The organism is Acidovorax sp. A1169 (genome assembly GCF_030704685.1).
In the GTDB taxonomy this organism is placed as follows: Bacteria; Pseudomonadota; Gammaproteobacteria; order Burkholderiales; family Burkholderiaceae_C; genus Acidovorax.
This window is the reverse complement of the sequence record NZ_JAUZDX010000007.1, coordinates 194,872-215,436: the sequence shown is the minus strand read 5'-3', so window position 1 is coordinate 215,436 and position 20,565 is coordinate 194,872. Positions and strand designations below refer to the sequence as shown.

20 protein-coding genes are annotated in these 20,565 nt (G+C 67.7%); 5 read left to right on the top strand and 15 right to left on the bottom strand.

The genetic code is table 11. From position 1 onward, the window contains the following. Positions 1-806: 806 nt before the first annotated feature. Both QYL93_RS14315 and QYL93_RS14310 read right to left on the bottom strand, forming a co-directional pair. Entirely contained in the window at positions 807-995 is a 189-nt protein-coding gene (locus QYL93_RS14315) for an acyloxyacyl hydrolase (RefSeq protein ID WP_305744254.1), read from the bottom strand. A 185-nt stretch (positions 996-1,180) separates the two neighbouring features. After that, a complete protein-coding gene (locus QYL93_RS14310) occupies positions 1,181-1,720 on the bottom strand; it encodes a Spy/CpxP family protein refolding chaperone (protein WP_305744253.1) in 540 nt (179 codons plus the stop codon). 311 nt (positions 1,721-2,031) lie between these two features. Here QYL93_RS14310 and QYL93_RS14305 point away from each other — a divergent pair, with 311 nt between their 5' ends. Further along, entirely contained in the window at positions 2,032-3,087 is a 1,056-nt protein-coding gene (locus tag QYL93_RS14305; RefSeq protein WP_305744252.1) for a recombination-associated protein RdgC, read from the top strand. A 46-nt stretch (positions 3,088-3,133) separates the two neighbouring features. Beyond that, the gene (locus QYL93_RS14300) at positions 3,134-4,024 is read left to right on the top strand and encodes a LysR substrate-binding domain-containing protein (RefSeq protein WP_305744251.1); all 891 of its coding nucleotides are present in this window, start codon (positions 3,134-3,136) and stop codon (positions 4,022-4,024) included. Here the strand turns inward: QYL93_RS14300 and QYL93_RS14295 are convergent. From QYL93_RS14295 to QYL93_RS14250, 10 genes are all read right to left on the bottom strand, one after another. After that, positions 4,008-4,346 carry a hypothetical protein gene (locus QYL93_RS14295; protein WP_305744250.1) on the bottom strand — a complete coding sequence of 113 codons (339 nt, stop codon included), beginning with the start codon at positions 4,344-4,346 and terminating at the stop codon, positions 4,008-4,010. The genes QYL93_RS14300 and QYL93_RS14295 overlap by 17 nt on opposite strands. A gap of 9 nt (positions 4,347-4,355) precedes the next feature. Beyond that, positions 4,356-4,835: an EamA family transporter gene (locus tag QYL93_RS14290; RefSeq protein ID WP_305744249.1), complete on the bottom strand. Its 480-nt coding sequence runs from the start codon at positions 4,833-4,835 to the stop codon at positions 4,356-4,358. 175 nt (positions 4,836-5,010) lie between these two features. After that, positions 5,011-6,198 carry an acetyl-CoA C-acyltransferase family protein gene (locus tag QYL93_RS14285; RefSeq protein WP_305744248.1) on the bottom strand — a complete coding sequence of 396 codons (1,188 nt, stop codon included), beginning with the start codon at positions 6,196-6,198 and terminating at the stop codon, positions 5,011-5,013. A gap of 31 nt (positions 6,199-6,229) precedes the next feature. After that, positions 6,230-7,027, bottom strand: coding sequence for an enoyl-CoA hydratase/isomerase family protein (locus QYL93_RS14280; protein ID WP_305744247.1), 798 nt, complete (start codon positions 7,025-7,027; stop codon positions 6,230-6,232). 9 nt (positions 7,028-7,036) lie between these two features. Further along, positions 7,037-8,836: a long-chain fatty acid--CoA ligase gene (locus QYL93_RS14275; protein WP_305744246.1), complete on the bottom strand. Its 1,800-nt coding sequence runs from the start codon at positions 8,834-8,836 to the stop codon at positions 7,037-7,039. Beyond that, positions 8,833-9,654 (bottom strand): ABC transporter ATP-binding protein, encoded by an 822-nt coding sequence (locus QYL93_RS14270; RefSeq protein ID WP_305744245.1) that lies wholly within the window; start codon positions 9,652-9,654, stop codon positions 8,833-8,835. The genes QYL93_RS14275 and QYL93_RS14270 overlap by 4 nt, the downstream gene beginning before the upstream one ends. 11 nt (positions 9,655-9,665) lie before the next feature. Then, a complete protein-coding gene (locus QYL93_RS14265; RefSeq protein WP_305744244.1) occupies positions 9,666-10,844 on the bottom strand; it encodes an ABC transporter substrate-binding protein in 1,179 nt (392 codons plus the stop codon). 17 nt (positions 10,845-10,861) lie between these two features. Further along, positions 10,862-11,899: a branched-chain amino acid ABC transporter permease gene (locus QYL93_RS14260; RefSeq protein ID WP_305744243.1), complete on the bottom strand. Its 1,038-nt coding sequence runs from the start codon at positions 11,897-11,899 to the stop codon at positions 10,862-10,864. Between the two features lie 8 nt (positions 11,900-11,907). Next, a complete protein-coding gene (locus QYL93_RS14255; RefSeq protein WP_305744242.1) occupies positions 11,908-12,789 on the bottom strand; it encodes a branched-chain amino acid ABC transporter permease in 882 nt (293 codons plus the stop codon). Then, a complete protein-coding gene (locus QYL93_RS14250; protein ID WP_305744241.1) occupies positions 12,786-13,652 on the bottom strand; it encodes an ABC transporter ATP-binding protein in 867 nt (288 codons plus the stop codon). The genes QYL93_RS14255 and QYL93_RS14250 overlap by 4 nt, the downstream gene beginning before the upstream one ends. 150 nt (positions 13,653-13,802) lie before the next feature. Between QYL93_RS14250 and QYL93_RS14245 the strand changes: the two genes are divergently transcribed. After that, positions 13,803-14,540 carry a TetR/AcrR family transcriptional regulator gene (locus tag QYL93_RS14245; RefSeq protein ID WP_305744240.1) on the top strand — a complete coding sequence of 246 codons (738 nt, stop codon included), beginning with the start codon at positions 13,803-13,805 and terminating at the stop codon, positions 14,538-14,540. Here the strand turns inward: QYL93_RS14245 and cueR are convergent. The 3 genes from cueR to QYL93_RS14230 form a co-directional block, all read right to left on the bottom strand. After that, on the bottom strand, positions 14,537-14,965 hold the full coding sequence (gene cueR, locus QYL93_RS14240; protein WP_305744239.1) for a Cu(I)-responsive transcriptional regulator: 429 nt from the start codon (positions 14,963-14,965) through the stop codon (positions 14,537-14,539). The two genes, QYL93_RS14245 and cueR, sit on opposite strands and share 4 nt — an antisense overlap. Next, positions 14,962-15,180, bottom strand: a complete 219-nt coding sequence (locus QYL93_RS14235; RefSeq protein ID WP_305744238.1) for a heavy-metal-associated domain-containing protein — start codon at positions 15,178-15,180, stop codon at positions 14,962-14,964. Before QYL93_RS14235 ends, cueR begins: the two co-directional genes overlap by 4 nt. Before the next feature lie 106 nt (positions 15,181-15,286). Beyond that, positions 15,287-16,375, bottom strand: a complete 1,089-nt coding sequence (locus QYL93_RS14230) for a flavodoxin family protein (RefSeq protein ID WP_305744237.1) — start codon at positions 16,373-16,375, stop codon at positions 15,287-15,289. Positions 16,376-16,484: 109 nt separating this feature from the next. Between QYL93_RS14230 and QYL93_RS14225 the strand changes: the two genes are divergently transcribed. Further along, positions 16,485-18,722, top strand: coding sequence for a cation-translocating P-type ATPase (locus tag QYL93_RS14225; RefSeq protein ID WP_305744236.1), 2,238 nt, complete (start codon positions 16,485-16,487; stop codon positions 18,720-18,722). Between the two features lie 145 nt (positions 18,723-18,867). Beyond that, a complete protein-coding gene (locus tag QYL93_RS14220) occupies positions 18,868-20,541 on the top strand; it encodes a methyl-accepting chemotaxis protein (protein ID WP_305744235.1) in 1,674 nt (557 codons plus the stop codon). The last annotated feature ends 24 nt before the right edge of the window (positions 20,542-20,565 follow it).

The window sequence follows — 20,565 nt, the reverse complement described above, 5'->3', positions numbered from 1 at the left end:
AGAGCGCGGCATTTTTTGTGGACAAGTACATTTTTCCCTGTCCTGGCAAGCACTTGCGTGGCGCTGAACCCTGTGTGCCGCACGCGGTTCCTGCTGTCGCGCCAACGGGGACAACAACCGGGAATCGCCTTTCGCTGTGGACAACCGGGCAGTTGTGCCAGCAATTCCCCCAAAGTTATGCACAAGGACCGGCAGATAAGTGGAGAAGTCACTGCGCAGGCGGGCTTTTCTCCCGGGGGAGCGGCTCCTTGCACCCCTTCAGGGTCGCCTGCAGCCTGGCGATGGCTTGCCGGACCCTGCGCGGCCTCCTGTTCAGCCAGGCGTGCCTCCGCAAGCCAACCTGGCCCTTGCAGCTGCCCTTGGGCCTGCCGTGTGCAAGGAAGGGGCCCTCTGCGGCTGTGAAGGGCACGGGCAGCTCTTTCTTCCCTCGGGGTGCCAGGTGCGTTGCCCTGTGGGTAGAACAGGCTCCAGGTCGGTCGACGGGCCCTGCATCGGGTTTTGCTTGTTATTCTTTAATAGCTCTATAAATCAATAGCAGTAGTAGTAGAGCAGGGGCTGTTTTGTGGACAAGCCCATTTTTCCCAATGCTGGCGCGCACTTGCGTGGCTTCAAACCCTGTGGCAGGACGGGGTTGAACTTTGCGGTCGGATGACAACAACTTTCGTCCAGTCCGAAGTTCTGTGGATAACCAATGGGTTGTTCGGTAACCGTACCCATGGTTATCCACAGATGGATCGGGGCCTGGGTACAAAAAAGCCCGCAGGGGTGGCGGGCCTTGGGGGCAAGGTGCCGGGCTGGTGGCCGGCTCAGAAGTGGTACCCGTAGCGCAGCTGCGCAAAGTTCTCGCCCGGGTTGGGTTTTTTCAGGCCGGCGTTGGAGCACTCCTTCGCTGCACAACCGCCACATTTACGCCACTTCGCCTTGATCACAAGAGCTTCGCGGTTCTTTGCCCGCTCGCCCTGCTTGGCAGCGCCTTCTATACGGTTCTTGTTCATCGGCTCGCAGCTTCGATCCACGCTTCCTCCCCACACTCGGTCACCCTCATGCAGTTGCGCTTCACTTCGTTCGTCGTGATCAACTTACGGGAGGACTTGCACCTCCAAGAGTGCGCCCATGCTGGGCGCACAAAGGAAAGGGGCCCGTTCGGGCCCCTGGGGGGGTGCGCCTGGCGCTTGCTTACTTACTTCTGCGCTGCTGGCGCTGCTGCAGCACCGGCGGGCTTGTCGCCGTGGCCGTGGTGGCCGTGCTTGCCATGTCCACCGCGCGGGCCCATGCGGTGGGTGCGGGCATCGAAGGTCTTTTGCTGCTCGGGCGTCAGCAACGCGTAGAAGGCCTTGGTGGCTTCGCCGCGGCGGTCTGATTCGGCCGCGTGTTGGGCGCGCAGGGCCCGCATGTGGTCGATGCGCTCGGGGGTGGTGAGCTTGTGCATGTCCTTGCGGTCCAGGCGGGCATGGCCGTCACCCTGCTGCATGGAGGCCATGTAGCTGTTCCAGGCCGGCTCCTGGTTGGGGGTCAGCTTGAGCTGCTCCTTGAGCGCGGCGGCGCGCTGGGCCTTGTGGGCCTGGTGGCGTTCACGGTGTTCGCCCGGGCCCTTGCGGGCATCGGGGGCGGCTGCCGCACCCACGGCAGGCGGGTTGGCAGGGGTGGGCTGGGCCAGCGCCGGCAGGGCCAGGGCGGCGAGTAGGGCGGCGGCAACGGTGTGGCGGGACAGGAAAGCCATGGTGAGAGTCCTTTCAGAGGGAGGAAGGGCCCCGGAACGGTGGTTCCAGCGGTTGACTGCAGTGTCTGCCTGCCATGTATCGCCCGCATGCACGTTGTTTGTCCCAGTGTAAAGTTGTGACAAGAAGATCGTCTTTGCCTGTGGGAGGTTGCAGCTATCAAAAGCGGAGCAGGCGCCGGGATTTTCCCTGTCTTGCGCTGCGGCCCGCTGCGCAGGGGGCGCCGACCACCGACAATGGAGGGTTCCGTGCCAGCGCCGCAGGCGTGCATGGCACCGGTGGACAGCTTCGTCCGGCAACCAGAGGGTTTTTCGTGTTCAAGAACATGATCGTGTACCGCATTGCTCCGCAATGGCAGGTGGAATTGACGCAGGTGGAAGAGGCGCTGGCCAATGCCCCCTTCATGGAGTGCGGTGCCACGCAGGAAAAGTCGCTGGGCTGGGTGCCGCCACGCGGCGATGAGCATGGCGCCATGGTCGAGTCGGTAGGAGGGCAGTGGATCCTGCGCTTCATGGTCGAGTCCAAGGTGCTCCCAGGCTCGGTGCTCAACCGCCGTGTGAAGGAAAAGGCCGAGCGCATCGAGAAGGAAACCGGGCGCAAGCCCGGCAAGAAGGAGAGCAAGGAGCTCAAGGAGGAGGCCAAGCTCGACCTGCTGCCCATGGCCTTCACCAAGCAGGGCTCGATGTGGGTGTGGATCGACAGGGAAGCACGCACCATCGTGTTCGACACTTCCAGCCAGGGCCATGCCGACGAAGTGGTGTCGCTGCTGGTCGAATACCTGCCGGGCCTGTCGGTCTCGCTGCTGTACACCGAGACCAGCCCGCAGGTGGCCATGTCGCACTGGCTGAGCACGCAGGAGCCGCCCGTGGGCTTCACCGTGGACCGCGAATGCGAGCTGAAAAGCGCCGACGAGTCCAAGGCCGTGGTGCGCTATTCGCGCCACCCGCTGGACATCGAAGAGGTGCAGGCGCACATCGCTGCCGGCAAGCTGCCCACCAAGCTGGCGCTGACCTGGGACGATCGCGTCTCGCTGATGCTGACCGAGGGGCTGCAGATCAAGAAGGTGTCCTTCCTGGACACCGTGTTCGAAGGCACCAAGGCCGATGACGGTGGCTTCGACACCGACGTGGCGATTGCCACGGGCGAACTGTCCAAGCTGATCCCCGACCTGATCGAGGCGCTGGGCGGCGAGTCCGATGGCATCGGGGCCAGCGCTGCGCAGGCCATTCCCGCGAGCAGTGGCCCTTCGGGCCCGGTCCTGGCGGCCGCTGCACCCGTGCCACCGCGCGGCAAGGACGTGGCGGGGCGCGCCATCACCGGGCCGGCGACGGCACCGGCGGACACCGACCCGGATTCGGCGCCGTTCTGAGCGGGATGGGCGCGGCGGTGACGGGCATGGACATTCCCTGCGGTCTATGAAAGCCATTCCGCCCATCCACCTGATCCTGGCCTTCGATGCGGTGGCGCGGCTGTGCAGCTTCAGCAAGGCAGCCGAGGAGTTGCACCTGTCGCACAGCACGGTGAGCCACCGCATCCGCGAACTGGAGCGGTTGCTCGCGCAGCCGCTGTTCGTGCGCAGCACGCGCGCCGTGGCGCCCACGGCCGAGGGGGCGCACCTGCACCAGCAACTCAAGGAGCCGCTGCACCAGCTGCAGCAGATCTTCGGCGCAGGCGATCCTGGGCAATTGCCGGTGGTGCGCATCAGCGCCTTGCCCTCGTTCGCGCGCTGGCGCCTGGTGCTGGCCCTGTCGCGCCTGGGTGCACAGCCGCCGGGGTGGGGCGTGGAGATCCACCCCTCTATCGACACGGTGGATGTGGACCGGGGCGATGCCGACATTGCCGTGCGCTTTGCGCGTACCCGACCGGCCGCCTACCACTGCGAAAAACTCATGGGCGACGAGTGGTTCCCGGTGGCGGCGCCGGCCTACCTGGAGCGCCTGGGCGTGCCGGCCGGCACGGCCGCGTTCCGCAAGGCGGTGCTGCTCGCGCACACGCGCCAGGCCTGGAAGCCCTGGCTGGACAAGGCGGGTATCCGCGTGCCGGCATCGCGCCAGCAGGGCATGGCGTTCACGGACACGGGCTTCGTGCTCGATGCGGCGCTGGGCCTGCAGGGCATTGCGCTGGGCCGGCGCTCGCTGGTGCAGGACCTGCTGGCCAGCGGTGCGCTGGTGCGCCTGGGCGAGGTGGCTCTGCCCGCGCAGCAGTCGTACTACCTGCTCGCCTCGGAGCGCATGGCCATCACGCCGCAGGGACAGCAGGTGATGGCCTGGATCCGCAGCCTGGCGCCGGTCAGCCCGCCAGCGTGAGCACGATGCCGGCCAGCACGCCGGCGATGGCCAGCGACTTCTGGGCAATGAAGCGCTCCCGCAGGAACAGGGCACCGAGCGCGAACACCATGACCAGGTTGCTGCGGCGCAGCACGGCGATCACCGAGATCATGGCCCCCTCGGTCTGCACAGCAGCGAGGTAGAGATATTCTGCCGCCAGATAGGCCAGCGCGACCGCGGGCACGGCCCAGTGGCGCGTGAACAGGCCGCGCAGCGAAACGCTGCGCCCCACCCAGGGCAGCAGGGCCAGTGCGATCAGGCCACGCTGCAGCGCCGACCAGGCCTGCACGGCCGCCAGCATGCACAGCACCTAGCCGTCGCGGTGAAAGCGGATGCCCTCGCGGCTGCCGATGCGCGCGAACAGATGGTAGGACAGCATGGACACCGCCAGGCCCAGCCACTGCCACCCGGTGAGCTGCTCGCCGAGCAGCACGATGGCGCCCGCCGCCGTCCACAGCGGGCCCGACGCGCGCACGCCGGCCGAGATCGACAGCGGCAGAGCCTTGACTGCGTAGTACGACAGCACCCAGGTGACGACCATCATCAGCGACTTGGGAAGCACCAAGGCCTGTTCGCGCCAGGACAGGGGTGCCGGAGAGAGGCCCCAGGGCTGCAGCGCCTGCGATGCCGCAGGTGGCGCGAGCAAGAACAGCGCCCACACGAGCGCGCCCAGCACGGAGGACAGCAGCACCACTTCGAGCACGCCCTTGTCGCGCAGCGCGAGCTTGGTGAGAAAGTCGTAGCTGCCCAGCACCAGACCGGCGAAGAGACCCAGGGCGACCCAGGTCATGGTGTACCCCAGCGGGTAGGGGACGAGACAACGATGAAAGGCAGCACGGGATGTTTTTCCGCAAGGAGGAAGAAGTCTCCAAGCGTAGAAACATGGCGGCGCTGATTGATGGCCAATGGCCATGCATTGCTGCGCGGCGTTCAGCAATGCGCCCGGCAGCAGGCGGCGGGGCGGATCACACCCGTTCGAAGATCGCTGCGATGCCCTGGCCGCCGCCGATGCACATGGTGACCAGCGCATAGCGGCCGCCCGTGCGGTGCAGCTCGGCAATGGCTTTGGTGGTGATGATGGCGCCCGTGGCGCCCACCGGGTGGCCGAGCGAAATGCCCGAGCCGTTGGGGTTGACCTTGGACGGGTCCAGGCCCAGCTCCTGGATCACGGCGCAGGCCTGGGCGGCGAAGGCCTCGTTGGCCTCGATCACGTCCATGTCCTGCACCGTGAGGCCGGTGCGCTGCAGGACCTTCTGTGTGGCGGGCACCGGGCCAATGCCCATGTAGGCCGGCTCCACGCCCGCATGGGCGTAGCCGACCAGGCGGGCCAGGGGCTTGAGGCCCAGGGCCGACACGCGCGCGCCCGAGGCCAGTACCACGGCGGCTGCGCCGTCGTTGATGCCCGAGGCATTGCCGGCGGTGACCAGGCCATCCTTCTTGAATGCGGGCTTCATGCCGGCCAGCACCTCCAGGGTGGTGTTGGCGCGCACATGCTCGTCGGTATCGAAGACCACCGTGCCCTTGCGCGTGGTGATCTCCACAGGCACGATCTGCTCGCGGAAGTAGCCGGCCGCGATGGCATGCGCCGCGCGCTGCTGGCTCTGCACGGCCAACTGATCCTGTGCCTCGCGGCCGATGCGGTAGCGCTCGGCCACGTTCTCGGCGGTGATGCCCATGTGCATCTTCTGCCAGGGGTCGTGCAGGATGCCCAGCATGTAGTCGATGCTCTTGGCGTCGCCCATGCGCGCGCCGTAGCGCGCTGCGGTGTCGAAGTAGGGGCCGCGGCTCATGGATTCGCTACCGCCGCCGATGGCGATGTCGCAGTCGCCATAGCCGATGGCCTGGGCTGCCGAGATGATGGCCTGCAGGCCCGAGCCGCACAGGCGGTTGACGTTGAAGGCCGGTGTCTCGATGGGGCAGCCGGCGTCGATGGCGGCCACGCGCGCCAGGTAAGCGTCCTTGGTGTCGGTGGGGATCACGTTCCCCATCACCACATGGCCGATGGCATCGGCCGGTAGGCCGCTGCGCGCGATGGCGGCCTTCACGGCGGTGGTTGCCAGCTCGGTGTTGGGCACGTCCTTGAGGCTGCCGCCAAAGGTGCCGATGGCGGTGCGCGCGGTGGAGAGGACGTAGACGTCTTGGAGGCTGCTCATAGGGAATGTGTCGAAGGAGAAGAGAGGGAATTCAGCGCCCGTTGAACTGGGCGGGCCGGCGTGCGTAGAACGCCTCGATGCCCTCGCGGAAGTCGCCGGTGGCGGCGCAGTGGGCGAAGGCCTGTTGCTCGGCCGCCAGTTGCTCGGGCAGGCTGCGCTCCAGCGACTGGCGCATGAGGCGTTTCATTGCGCCATAGGCCACCGTGGGGCCCGCGGCCAGGCGCGCGGCCAGGGCGGTGGTGGCGGCATCGAGTTCGGCCATGGGCACCACGCGGTTGACCAGGTCCAGGCGCAGCGCGTCCTCGGCCGTGAAGGCATCGCCGAGCAGCGCGATCTCCAGCGCCTGGCGCAGGCCCACCATGCGCGGCAGGGCCCACGAGGCGCCCACGTCGCAACTGGTGCCCAGGTTGATGTAGGCCAGGTTCAATCGCGTGCCCTCGGCCATGAGCACATAGTCGGCCTGCAGCAGCATCGACAGGCCGGCGCCCGCGGCCACGCCGTGTACCTGGGCGATCACGGGCGCATCGATCTGCGCCAGCAGGGCCAGGCCGGCGTGCAGCGGTTCTAGCAGGTCCATCGCACCCTGCACCGGGTCGGCGCGCAGGGTGGCCAGATCGCCGCCGGCCATGAAGCCCTTGCCGTTGCCACGCAGCACCACGGCACGCACGCTGGCGTCTGCCGCAATGGCCTGCACGGCGGCCAGGAAGGCCTGGGCCATGGGCACGTCGATGGCGTTGAGCGCAGCGGGCCGGTTGAAGCACAGCGTGGCGATGGCGCCCTGGCGCTCGTGCAGCAGGGGAGGAGGCGCAGCCTCGGTGTCGTCGGTCATGTCGGTTCCTCAGCGGTACAGCGCTTCGATCTCCGCGGCGTAGGTCTTGTAGATGCTGGAGCGGCGCACCTTCATGGTTGCGGTGACCTCGCCGTCGTCGTGGTCCAGCTCCTTGGTGAGCAGGTGGAACTGGCGGATCTGCGAGACCTGGGCCAGGCGCTCGTTGCCGCGGCGGATCTCGGTGTCGATGAGTTCGCGCACCTCGGGTGCCTCCACCAGCGAGCGGAAATGCGTGAACGCCAGGCGCCGGGCCTCGGCCCACTTGCCCACGGTCTCGTAGTCGATCATCACCAGCGCACCCACGAACTTGCGGCCCTCGGCGACGATGATGCATTCCTTGATGAAGGGGCTGCCCTTCATGGTGTTCTCGATCTCGGACGGCGTGAGGTTCTTGCCACCCGCAGTGATCATGATGTCCTTGAGCCGGTCCACGATCTTCAACTGGCCGCGCTCTTCACGCACCACGTCGCCAGTGTGCAGCCAGCCGTCGACGATGCTCGTGGCCGTGGCCTCGGGGTTCTTGTAGTAGCCCGCGAACACCATGTCGCCGCGCAGCTGCAGCTCGCCGTTGTCGGCAATGCGGTGCTCCACGCCCAGGATGGGGACGCCCACGGTGCCGACCACCACCTGGTCCAGCCGGTGGCCCGTGACCATGCCGGTGGATTCGGTCAGGCCATAGACCTCCACCAGCGGCAGGCCGAGCACGCGAAAGAAGCGCACCACATCGGGCGGGATGGGTGCGGCCCCGGTGAGCGCCACGCGCGCCTCGCGCAGGCCGATGAAGTTCTGCAGCGCGCGGAACACCAGCCAGTAGCTGGCGGCGAAGGCCAGGCGCTCGCCCAGGCTCCAGGTGCTGCGCGGTTTCTCGGCCAGGGTCTGGCAGGCGGCCATGGCACGGTGGAACAGCCGGCGGCGCAGGCCCCCGGTCTCCTGCAGCTTGATGTGGATGGCGGCGTGCATCTTCTCCCAGATGCGCGGCACGCCGAGGAACATGGTGGGCGCTACCTCGCGCAGGTCCTCTTGCACGGTGCGGATGGACTCGCCGAAGTTCACCTGTGAGCCGATGTACACCGGCACGAAGCTGGTGAGCATCTGCTCGGCCACGTGGCACAGCGGCAGGTAGGACAGGTGCGTGGTGTCCGCATCGAGCTGCAGCCGATCGACGATGCCGGGCACCACGCCGCGGATGTTGCGGTAGCTGATCATCGCGCCCTTGGGCTTGCCGGTGGAGCCCGAGGTGTAGATCATCAGGCCCACGTCGTCGAGCGTCTGGCGCGCGAGTGCCTCGTCCACCGGCGCCTGCGACCCCGAGGCGGCGCCCAGTGCCTCGACCTCGGCGAAGGTGGCGATCAGCGCGCGCACCTCGGGTGCGAAGCTGCGCAGGCCCTTGGTCTCCATGACGATGATCTTTTTCAGGCGCGGCAGATCGGGCAGGGCGGCGAGCAGCTTGTCGGTCTGCTCCTGGTCTTCGCAGACCATGATCTCGATGTCGGCATGGCCGACCACATAGGCCACCTCGTTGGTGGGGCTGGTGGGGTAGACGCCCACCGTGACCGCACCGACCAGGCCCGCGCCCATCTGGCACAGCACCCACTCCGTGCGGTTCTCCGAGATCACGCCCACATGGCCGCCCGCCGGCAGCCCGAGCGCGCGCAGCCCCAGGCCGAAGTGGCAGGCGCGCTGGTAGTAGCGGGCCCAGGTGAAGGGCTTCCAGATGCCGAAGTCCTTTTGCCGGATGGCCACGCGGCCCGGCTCGGTGCGCGCGCGCTCGCGCAGCATCTGGGGCAGGGTGAGTTCGGGGAGGTTCATGACAGCCATCTTTTGCGGCGCTTGTAGTGCTTGATGTCCTTGAAGCTCTTCGCTTCGCCACCGCCACCCATGCCGAGGTAGAACTCGCGCACGTCGGGGTCGCTGGCCAGGCGCTCGGCCGTGCCGTCGATCACGATCTTGCCGTTCTCCATGATGTAGCCTTGGTGCGCCACGGCCAGCGCCACGGTGGCGTTCTGCTCGACCAGCAGCATGGAGGTGCCGCGCTCGGCATTGATGCGCGCGATGATGGTGAAGATGTCTTCCACCAGCTTCGGCGACAGGCCCAGCGAGGGTTCGTCAAGCAGGATCAGCTGGGGCTGGGCGATCAGCGCGCGGCCGATGGCCAGCATCTGCTGCTCGCCACCCGAGAGGTAGCCGGCCAGGCCCTTGCGGCGCTCGTGCAGGCGCGGGAAGTAGCTGTAGACGCTGTCGAAATCGGGCTTCGCATCCTTGCGGCCCGTGAGTGCATAGGTGGCGGCCACGAGGTTCTCCTCCACGGTGAGGTCCTCGAATACGCGGCGGCCCTCCATGACGTGGGAGAGCCCGTTGCGCACCAGTTGCTGCGGCGCCAGGTGGGCCGTGGGCTGGCCGTTGAAGCGGATGCTGCCGCCCTGCACTTCACCATCCTCCAGCGCCAGCAGGCCCGACACCGCCTTGAGCGTGGTGGACTTGCCCGCGCCGTTGCTGCCCAGCAGCGCCACGATCTGCCCGCGCGGCACGGACAGCGACAGGCCGCGCAGGGCCTGCACCACCTTGTTGTAGATGACCTCGATGTTGTTGACTTCGAGGACGTGGTCCGTCGCGGCGGGCTGGGTCATGGCGGGCAAGGTCAGAGCTTGATCCAGTCGGAAGCGGCGACCATTTTTTGTGCCTTCATGTCCGCGCGGTACACGCGGCCCACAGGGATGGAGTTGCCGCTGATGGTGATCGGCACGCCGATCAGGCCGCCGGTGTCGAAGTCCTTGATGCTGTTGAGCGCAGCCTTGAGGTTCTTGCCGTCGAGCGGTTTGCCTGCATCCAGGCAGCGTTTGGCCGATTCGGTGAACAGCATGGCGGCGAGGAAGCCCTGGATGTAGGCCGTGCTCTGGTACTCGGGGCGCAGCGCGCGGATCTTCTCCAGCATGGGCGCCTTCTCGGTGTCGTAGTAGTAGCGGTAGGGCATCACGCCCATGAAGCCGTCGGCGGCCTCGCCCATCTTCATCACGGTGGAGCTGTCCATGGTCCAGAAGGTGCCCATCCACTTGCTGGTCATGCCCTGCTGCTTGCCCTGGGTGATGAACTCGGGGATGGGGGCCAGGATGTAGCCGTGGAAGATGGTGTAGTCGGGCGCGGCGCGGCGCAGCTTGATGACCTCGCCCGACACGTCCACGCTGCCGGCGGGCGTCATGATCTTGACGGGCACGGACAGGCCCAGCGCCTTGGCAGCGGCCTCGCTCTTGTCGATGGGGTCGCGGCCGAATTCGGAGTCCGAGTACACGAAGGCCACCTTGGCACCGGGCTTTTCCTTGGCGATGTGCTTGAGCAGGATGCCGAACATCTCCGTGTAGTCGGGGCCCACGAGGAACTGGTGGGGGTACTTGGCGGGGTCGTTGAGTTCGGACGCGAAGGACGCGCCGGCCATCAGCGTGCTGCCCGCGCGGTCGAGCTCGGGGTTGATGGTCTTGGCAAAGCCGGTGGAGTCGCCGTAGTAGAGATTCACCTTGTTCTGGCTGGTGATCTTCTTGTAGGCCGCCACCGAGACGTCGACCTTGTAGCCCGTGTCCTCGGGCACGTACTTGAGCTTGCGGCCCTTGATGCCACCCGCGTCGTTGACCATCTTCACGTAGTCGCCGATGCCGGCGTTGATGCCCACACCCGCAAACGCGAACACGCCGGTGAGCGGGATGGAGCCGCCGATGACGATGTCTTCGCCCGATTGCGCGAGCACCGACAGAGGGTGTGCCAGCGCGGCGGCGCCTGCGGCGGCGAGCAGCGAGCGGCGGCGTGGGGAGGTGGGGGTCTTGTGCATGCGTGTCTCCTGGTGGTTTAGTTTCTGAAAGGCCAGAGATGGAAGAAACGGCGGATGCGCCGCCACACTTCGGCCAGGCCATGGGGCTCGAAGACGAGGAAGCCGATGATCAGCAGCCCGAAGATGACGGTGCGCACGGGCGAAAGAAACACCGTGAGCTCGTTGCCGCCGGGCAGCAGGTTGACGACCAGCTTGAGCAGTTCGGGCACCATGGTCATGAACACTGCGCCCAGGATGCCGCCCAGGATGGAGCCCATGCCGCCAACGATGATGGCGGCCAGGAAGAAGATGGACATGAGCAGCGGAAAGCTCTCGGGTGTGACCACGCGAAAGAAGTAGGCCCACAGGCCACCGGCCACGCCCGCATAGAACGAGGACAGCCCGAACGACAGCAGCTTGTAGCGCAGCAGCGGTATGCCCAGCACCTCGGCCGAGATGTCGCGGTCGCGGATGGCGATGAAGGCGCGGCCCACGCGCGTGCGAAACAGGTTGGCTGCGCCCAGCAGCATGAGCACGGTGACGGGCACGATCACCCAGTACAGGCGGAACGAGGTATCGAGCGGAAGGCCGAACAGCTTGGCGGGCGGCACGCTCAGTCCCCCGGTGCCGCCCGTGAACTTCCAGTTGGCGAAGATGAAGTGCGCGATGAACGATGCGGCGATGGTGGCGATGGCCAGGTACAGGCCCTTGACGCGCAGCGAGGGGATGCCCACGACGATGCCGCCCAGCATGGCCACCAAGCCGCCGGCCAGCAGGTTCACGAGGAAGGGCGTGCCCACGCGCGTCTCCAGCACGGCCACGGTGTAGGCCCCCAGGCCCATGAAGGCCGCCTGCCCCAGGCTCACGAGACCCGTGTAGCCCGTGAGGATGTTGAGCCCCGTGGCGCTGGCGACGTTGATGCTGACCAGGCAGGCCAGGTAGAGCCAGTAGTCGCTGGCCATGAAGGGGAAGAGCAGCAGCAGCGCGGCGGCCACGGCGAGCCAGACCTTCTGCGTGCGCGAGTCGAACAGCGCTGCGTCTGCAACGTAGGATTCCTTGAGGGTTCCGATGCGCATGGCGTACCTTATAGGCGTTCGATTTCGTGCGTGCCGAACAGGCCGTACGGGCGAACGAGAAGCATCGCGACCAGCACGATGAAAGTGGCCAGGAGCTTGTATTCGCCGCCCAGGTAGGCGCCGGCCAGGGCCTCGATGAGGCCGATGAGCAGGCCGCCGATGAGGGCGCCGAGCACGCTGTCGAGCCCGCCGACGATGACCACCACCAGCACCGACAGGCCAAACACGCCCATGCTTGACGAGATGCCGCCGATGGAGCCGACGATGATCCCGGAGACTGCGGCGATCATGGCCGAGACCACCCAGGCCAGCGAGAACACGCGCGGCACGTTGATGCCCACCGAGTAGGCGGCGGCCTGGTCGCTGGCCGTGGCGCGCAGGGCCACGCCGCCGCGCCAGAAGCGGAACACCAGCAGCACGGCCGCGATGAAGACCACCGCGATCACCGCACCCCAGAACACCTTGGGCGCGAGGAAGGCCTCGCCGATCATGATCGGCTTGGTCGGCATGAACTCGGGCAGGCGGCGCTGGTCGGCCGTCCAGATCATCTCCACCAGGCCTACGAGCACCGAGGCGAGGCCCACGGTGACCATGAAGACGGAGATCGGTGGCTCGCCCAGCAGCGGTCGGATCATGGTGCGCTCGATCACCGCGCCCAAGAGGCCCGAGCCTAGCACCGCCGCGGGGATGGCCAGCCACAGCGGCAGCGCGAAGGTGGCCGCAAAGGTGAAGAACAGGTAGGCGCCGACCATGAGCATCTCGCCGATGGCGATGTTCACCACGCGCGTGGCCTTGTAGACCATCACGAAGGCCAGTGCCGCCAGCGCGTACAGGCCGCCACCGGAGATGCCGGTGAGGCTGATTTCGAACAGGTAGGCCCAATCCATCATGCGACCCCTTGCAGCGGCGTCGCAGCGCCGGCATGCAGCCGGGCCCGCAGGTCGCCTACGTCACCCGAGCCCAGGTAGGCGCGAACGACCTCGGGGTTGGCCTGCACCTCACCCGGCGTGCCCTGGGCGATGACCTGGCCGAAGTTCAGCACCACCACGTGGTCCGACAGGTCCATGACCATGCCCATGTCGTGCTCGACCATGAGCACGGTGACGCCCCATTCGGCCCGCACGTCGAGGATGAAGCGCGCCATGTCCTCGGTCTCCTCGCGGTTCATGCCGGCCACGGGCTCGTCGAGCATCAGGATCTCGGGCTGCATGGCCAGGGCGCGGGCCATCTCCACGCGCTTTTGCAGGCCGTAGGGCAGGGCCGAGACCGGCGCGTGGCGGATGTGGTCGATCTCCAGGAAGTCGATGATGCGCTCCTCGATGTCGGCGCGCAGGGCGGCCTCTTCGCGCCGTGCGCGGCCGATGTACAGCAGCGCGTCGAGCACGTTGGTCTTGAGGTGCGCATGGCGCCCGAGCTTGATGTTGTCGAGCACCGTCATGCCGCGAAACAGTGCGATGTTCTGAAAGCTCCGCCCCAGGCCCAGGCGGGCGCGCTGCGGGGCCGGCACGCGCGTGATGTCCTGGCCCTTGAAGCGGATGGCGCCGCTGCCCGGGCGGTAGAAGCCCGAGATGGTGTTGAACAGCGAGGTCTTGCCCGCACCGTTGGGCCCGATGACGGCGGTGATGGAGCCAGCCTGCACGCCAAAGCCCACGCTGGTGAGCGCCTTGACCCCGCCGAAGGCCAGCGTGACGCCATCGACCTGCAGCAGGGGCGGCGCGCTGGCGGGGGGATTGCCGGGTGGGTGTGTCTCCATTGGCTTTCTAATGCGGGTTTGTGCTGACCAGAAAATGCCTGCGGGCCTGCAGAAATTTTCTACTTGTGCGTAAACTGTTTACTCACGAGTAGATTCTGGAAGGCCCGGCGCCAAACCAGCATCCGTACTTTCCCGAGGAACCAGCCCGCCATGCCCAGCCCCACCGTGTCGCCCCCCCGCAGTGCGGACCGCCCGCCTGCGTCGCCCTGGGCGCCCGCGTCCCACCGCGAACAGCAGCGCGAGGCCAAGCGCAATGCCGTGCTGCAGGCAGCCGCGCAGCTGTTCAACGAACGCGGCTTTCACGCCACCTCGCTCGACGACATCGCCGCGCGGCTGAACGTGACCAAGCCCACGCTGTACTACTACGTGAAGAACAAGGACGAGATCCTGCTGCAGTGCGTGAGCAAGGGCCTGGAAATGATGCTCGAGGGCATAGACGCCTCGCGCGCGGCGGGCGGCAAGGCCATCGACCAGCTCATGACCTGCATGCAGGTGTATGCGCGCATCGTGACCATGGACTTCGGCAAATGCCTGATCCGCGTGGGCGACGAGCAACTGCCTCCCGAGAGCCGCGCCGAACTGCGCCGCCACAAATCCGCCATCGACCGGGAGTTCCGCCGCCTGGTGGCCGAGGGTGTGCAGGAGGGCTCGCTGCAGCCTTGCGACCCGAAGATGACAGCCTTCGTGATCGCCGGGGCGCTCAGCTGGATCGGTCGCTGGTACCAGCCCGGCGGCGAGTACACGGCCGAGCAGGTGGCCGAGCAGTGCATAGCAACGCTGTGCCAGGGGGTGCTGCGGCGTGCCGATGGGGCGGTGGTGGCCAAGGCGCCTGCCAAGCGGGTGCGCAGGGCGGCGCCGGCTGCAGCGGCGCCGCACAAACGCGCTTAATGTTTGTGGGGAGCTGGCTCCCCCGCCATGTCGTCGAGGATCGGGCAATCCGGCCGGTCATCCCCATGGCAGCACGACACCAGCGTCTGCAGGCTGCGCTGCATGGCCTGCATGGCGGCGATGCGCTCGTTCAGGTCCTCGATGTGGGCCTGGGCGATGCGCTTGACCTGGCTGCTGGCGCGGCTGCGGTCCTGCCACAGGGCGAGCAGGCCGGCGATCTCGTCCATCGAAAAGCCCAGGTCGCGTGCGCGGCGGATGAAGCGCAGGCCATGCACGTCGGCCGCGGTGTACTGGCGGTAGCCGCTGTCGGTGCGCGCCACGCCGGCCACCAGGCCCAGCGATTCGTAGTGGCGCACCATGCGCGCCGAAACCCCGGCGCGGCGCGCGGCCTCGCCGATGGGCACGGGCCAGTCGGTCTTGCTCATGCCGCGACGGCGTAGCCTTCTTCGGCGATGGCCGCGGCCAGCGCTGCGCGGTCGGCGCTGCTGTGCTCCACATGCACGCTGCCGCTGGCACGGTCGATGCGCACGTTGGCGGCTGGGTCCACGCTCTGCACGGCCTGGGTCACGGCGCGCTCGCAATGGCCGCAGGTCATGCCCTGGACCTGGAATTCATGGCTGGTGGTGGTGGATGGCTGCATGTGAAGACTCCTTGCTGATTGGCTGATTGCATTGAACAGCCTGGAGCGTAAACCTTCACATGGTGGCAAGGTCAAGCCCTGCTGCAAAACCTTGAAGAGGGACTGCCTACTTCGGCCGGGCGCGGCGTACGCCGGCATCGGGGCGCGAGAGAGTGCCCGCGCGCAGCTCGCCCACCGCCACCGCCAGGGCCTGGGCGGCGCCGCGGATCTCGGCCTGCATGGCGCTGTCGCGGTCCAGCACCTCGTGGCTCTGGGCATAGCTTTCGTAGTAGCCGATGTAGCGGTCCAGGCGTGCGGCGGGGCCGGCGTCGATGAAGCCCATCCAGTCGAGCCAGTCCGACAGGCCGCGGCGCGTCATCTCGATGCCGGCCACATCGCCATGCACGGCCAGGGCGTAGGCGCGGCCCTCCAGGTGCTTGGGGTAGCCCCAGCCTGCCAGCTCCAGCGCCTTGGCCTCGGCGGACTTTTTGCCGTGGGTGCTGGTGGGGTCGGGGTTGCCGCCGTCGGCGCAGACCAGGCGGTCGATCATGAGCTTGAGCGGGCTCGGCGCCTGGTACCAGTACACGGGGGTGATGATCATCACGCCGTGCGCGGCGGTCCAGCGTTCGTAGATCTCGTTCATCCAGTCGCCCGTCTGGCGCATGGCATGGTTGGGGTAGCAGCTGCACGGAAAGTGGCACAGCGGCATGGCCGTGGAGACGCAGCCCTTGCAGGGGTGGATGTGGCGCCCGTAGTCGGAGGTGACGCGGCTCAGGTCGAGCAGGTCGACCTCGATGTGCTCGGCGGCCAGCACGTCGCGCGCCATGTTCAGCATGCGCCAGCTCTTGGAGATCTCGCCGGGGCAGGTGCCGTCGTTGCGTGCCGAGCCGCAGACCAGCAGCACGCGCGAGGGGCTGGCCGGGTCGGCCCAGCGCGCACGCGCTGCGTCGATGCGCTCCTTGGCCTCCAGCCAGTCGACCGACAGGTCGTAGTCCGGGTCGGCATAGCCGGGCCCGGCCTTGCGTGTGCGCGGCGCCTTGCGGTTGTCGTCGTAGTTGCGCCAGGCGATGGCCTCGATGCGGTCCAGTGCGTCGCCGGCCTCGTCGGCAAAGCGCGGGTCCTGGTAGTCGAGCAGGAAGCGTTCGCGGAATGCGGCGCGGTCCAGCGGCTCGGGGGCCTGGCCGGTGCGCGCCCGTGGGGGTGTGGGGCTTGTCATGCACAAAATTCGACCACCGGCGGCCACGCCGCCGTATCGGACAAGGCGCCGACTTGATCTGGGGCAAGGGCTTGACCTTGACACCATGGCAAGCTGTAAGGTACCCCCCATGACCAACGACACCACCCCTGACCGGGCCCTTGAGCCCTTGCAACAGTTCGACCTGGGCATCGGCGGCATGACCTGCGCCAGCTGCGTGGGCCGCGTGGAACGTGCGCTGCGCAAGGTGCCGGGGGTGCAGGATGCCTCCGTCAACCTGGCCACGGAGTCCGCTCGCATCGGCATGGCGGCGCCCGCCGGCAGCGATGCCGCTGCGTTGGAGGCGCAACTGCGTCGCGCCGTGCGCAATGCGGGCTACGAGCCGCTGGCGAAGGACCAGGCCGATGCAGCCGAAGACCTGTCGCCCTGGGCTGGCTTTCTGCCCGTGGGCGTGGGCCTGGCGCTGTCGGCACCGCTGGTGCTGCCCATGCTGGGTGACCTTTTCGGCCAGGACTGGATGCTGCCCGCCTGGCTGCAGTTCGCACTGGCCACGCCGGTGCAGTTCATCCTGGGTGCGCGCTTTTACAAGGCCGGCTGGCATGCGCTGAAGGCGCTGACGGGCAACATGGACCTGCTGGTGGCGCTGGGCACCAGCGCGGGCTGGGGCCTGTCGGTGTGGCTGTGGGCCACGGCCCACGCTGGCCATGCGCCGCACCTGTACTTCGAGGCTTCGGCCGTGGTGGTCACGCTGGTGCTGCTGGGCAAGTGGCTGGAGGCACGGGCCAAGCGCCAGACCACCACCGCCATCCGTGCGCTGCACGCGCTGCGGCCCGACGTGGTGCACCTGCTGGGCAAGGCCGGCGAGGTGGACGTGCCCGTGGCCGAAGTGCTGGTGGGCGACCGGCTGGTGGTGCGCCCGGGCGAGCGCATCCCGGTGGACGGCACGGTGCACGAAGGCCACACCCAGGTGGACGAGTCCATGCTGACCGGTGAACCCCTGCCCGTGGCGCGCGACGTGGGCGCGCCGCTCACGGGCGGCTCGATCAATGGTGACGGGCGCATCGTGATGGCGGTGACGGCCGTGGGCGCCGAGACGGTGCTGTCGCACATCATCCGCCTGGTGGAGGACGCGCAGGCCGCCAAGGCGCCGCTGCAGCGCCTGGTGGACAAGGTCTCGGCCGTATTCGTGCCGGTGGTGCTGGCCATTGCCCTGGCCACCCTGCTGGGCTGGCTGTGGGCCGGTGCCGGCATGGAGGCGGCGCTGATCCATGCCGTGGCGGTGCTGGTGATCGCATGCCCCTGTGCGCTGGGCCTGGCGACGCCGGCCGCCATCATGGCGGGCACGGGGGTGGCTGCGAAGAACGGCATTTTGATCAAGGATGCGCAGGCGCTGGAGCGCGCGCACCTGGTGGACACGGTGGCCTTCGACAAGACCGGCACGCTGACGGTGGGGCAGCCCCGGCTCACGGCCTTCGAGGTGGTGGCCGGCGTGGACGAAGGCGCCGTGCTGGCGGCAGTGGCCGCCGTGCAGAGCGGCAGCGAACACCCCCTGGCGCGCGCCGTGGTGCGTGCGGCCCAGGAGCGGAAACTGGCCCTGCAGTCCCCCGGTGCCGTGCGCGCCGTGCCGGGCCGGGGTACCGAGGGTGTGGTGCAGGGCGCCAGCTACTTGGTGGGCAGCCTGCGCTGGATGCAGGAACTGGGCGTGGACATGGGCGCGTTGGCTGTGCGCGCGCAGGCATTGCAGACCGAGGGCGCCACGGTGTCGGCAGTGGCCGAGCGTATGGTACAGGGCCTGGCATTGCGCGCATTGCTGGCCTTTGGCGACGAGCCCAAGCTGGGTGCGCGCGAGGCGCTGGCTGCGCTCAAGGCCCGGGGCATTCGCACGGTGATGGTGTCGGGCGACAACCTGGGGGCGGCCGAGGCCATGGCGCACCGTTTGGGCCTGGACCCCGAGGCGGGCGAGGTGATGGCCGAGGTGCTGCCCGGTGACAAGGCCCTGCGTGTGGCCGCATTGCAACAGGGCGGCCATGTGGTGGCCATGGTGGGCGATGGCGTGAACGATGCGCCGGCCCTGGCCGCTGCCGACGTGGGCATGGCCATGGGCAATGGCACCGATGTGGCCATGCATGCGGCGGGCATCACGCTGATGCGTGGCGACCCGTTGCTGGTGGCTGCCGCGCTGGACATATCGCACCGCACGGTGATGAAGATTCGCCAGAACCTGTTCTGGGCCTTTGCGTACAACGTGGCCGGCATCCCCTTGGCCGCGCTCGGTTACCTGAGCCCGGTGGTGGCGGGGGCGGCCATGGCGCTCAGTTCTGTAAGCGTGATGGCGAATGCCCTGCTGTTGAAACGTTGGCGCATGTGATAAACACGTATGGCGCGTGGTCACCGTTGTCTGGCAAACTGCAACGTTTTGTTGCATACCGGCGGACACGGGGGTGGGGGATGATCTGCTTGGCAGAGATTCCCTGCAGTCCGGCACAGGTACAAATATTGAAGGACGACAGATCATGAATCTTTTCGCGCTCATGCGGCAGTTCACCATTCGATTCCGCATGCTGGGGGCCATTGGTGTGGTGCTGGGTCTGCTGGGGCTTCTGGGGGGGGCCGGCATGCTGGGCATGTTCCGCATCGCCGATCTCAGCGAGGACTTCATGGCCAACTCCTTCGTCGAAGTGGGGTACATGGCCGAGCTGCGCGGCGAGATGGGCACCATCCGCCAGCTCGAGAAGGACATGATCATCGGCTACGAGAAGCCCGAGGTCGTGAAGGTGGCACAGGCCAAGTGGCTGGCCAGCCAGGAGAAGGCCAAGAAGATCGCCACCAAGTTCCTCGACGGACCCGAGGACAGCGACAACCCCGTGGTACGCGACATCATCAAGCGCCTGGACAGCTACCGCGAGCAGTTCGCCCATGTGGCGCGCCAGCTGGAGGCGGGTGGCTACGACACGGCCACCATCGCCAACCGCATGAGCGGCAAGGCCGTGGCCGAGTTCGACCAGGCCGACAAGCTCATGGTGCAGCTCGATGAGGTGCTGCGCGCCGATGTGGCCAAGGCCGTGGAGCAGCAGAGCAGCGTCACGGCGCAGACCAAGTTGCTGTTCGCGCTGGCCGTGCTGATCACGGTGGTGGTGGTGGTGCCGCTCACGCTGCTGAACATGCAGTCCATCTGCAACCCGCTGGCCGCTGCGCGCCGCATGGCACAGGCGATTGCCGGGGGTGACCTGTCGCAGCCCATCGTGGCCGACGGCAAGGATGAAGTGGCCGACCTGCAGCGTGCGCTGCGCGACATGCAGCAGGGCCTGGGTTCTCTGGTGGCGCAGGTGCGCGACGCCAGCGGCAACATCGCCACGGCCAGCCAGGAGATCGCCACGGGCAACCAGGACCTGTCGCAGCGCACCGAGCAGACGGCCAGCAACGCGCAGGAGGCCGTGGCCTCGCTGTCGCAACTGACCTCCACCGTGCAGCAGACGGCATCGTCCTCGCAGATGGCCAATCAGCTGGCGGCATCGGCCTCAAGCACCGCCACGCGTGGCGGCTCGGTGGTGCAGCAGGCCGTGGCCAGCATGCAGGAGATCTCGGCATCGAGCCGCAAGATCGGCGACATCATCGGCCTGATCGACTCGATCGCGTTCCAGACCAACATCCTGGCGCTGAACGCCGCGGTGGAAGCTGCCCGTGCGGGTGAGCAGGGCCGCGGCTTTGCCGTGGTGGCCAGCGAAGTGCGCAGCCTGGCCCAGCGTTCGGCCGCCGCGGCCAGCGACATCAAGGCGCTGATCAGCAACAGCGTGACCGCCGTGGACGGCGGTGTGCGCCATGTGGAAGACGCGGGCACGGCCATGAAGGAGATCGTGGCCAGCGTGCAACGCGTGGGCGACATCATCGGAGAGATCACCGCTGCGGCGACCGAGCAGTCGGCCGGCATCGGCCAGGTGAACCAGTCGGTGGGCGAGATCGACCGCATGACGCAGCAGAACGCTGCGCTGGTGGAAGAGTCTGCCGCAGCGGCCGAGTCGCTGCGCGAGCAGGCGGCGCGCCTGTCGGAAGTGGTGCAGCAGTTCCAGCTCGACGAGTCGATGGCCCACAGCGGCCATGGCGGCCACAGCGGCGGCCCCGTGGCCCAGCCCCAGCAGCATGCATCGCTGCGTGCACCAACGGGCTCGCGCCAGTTGCTGGCTCGCTGACGCCACGCCGTCTTCGGCCCCAAG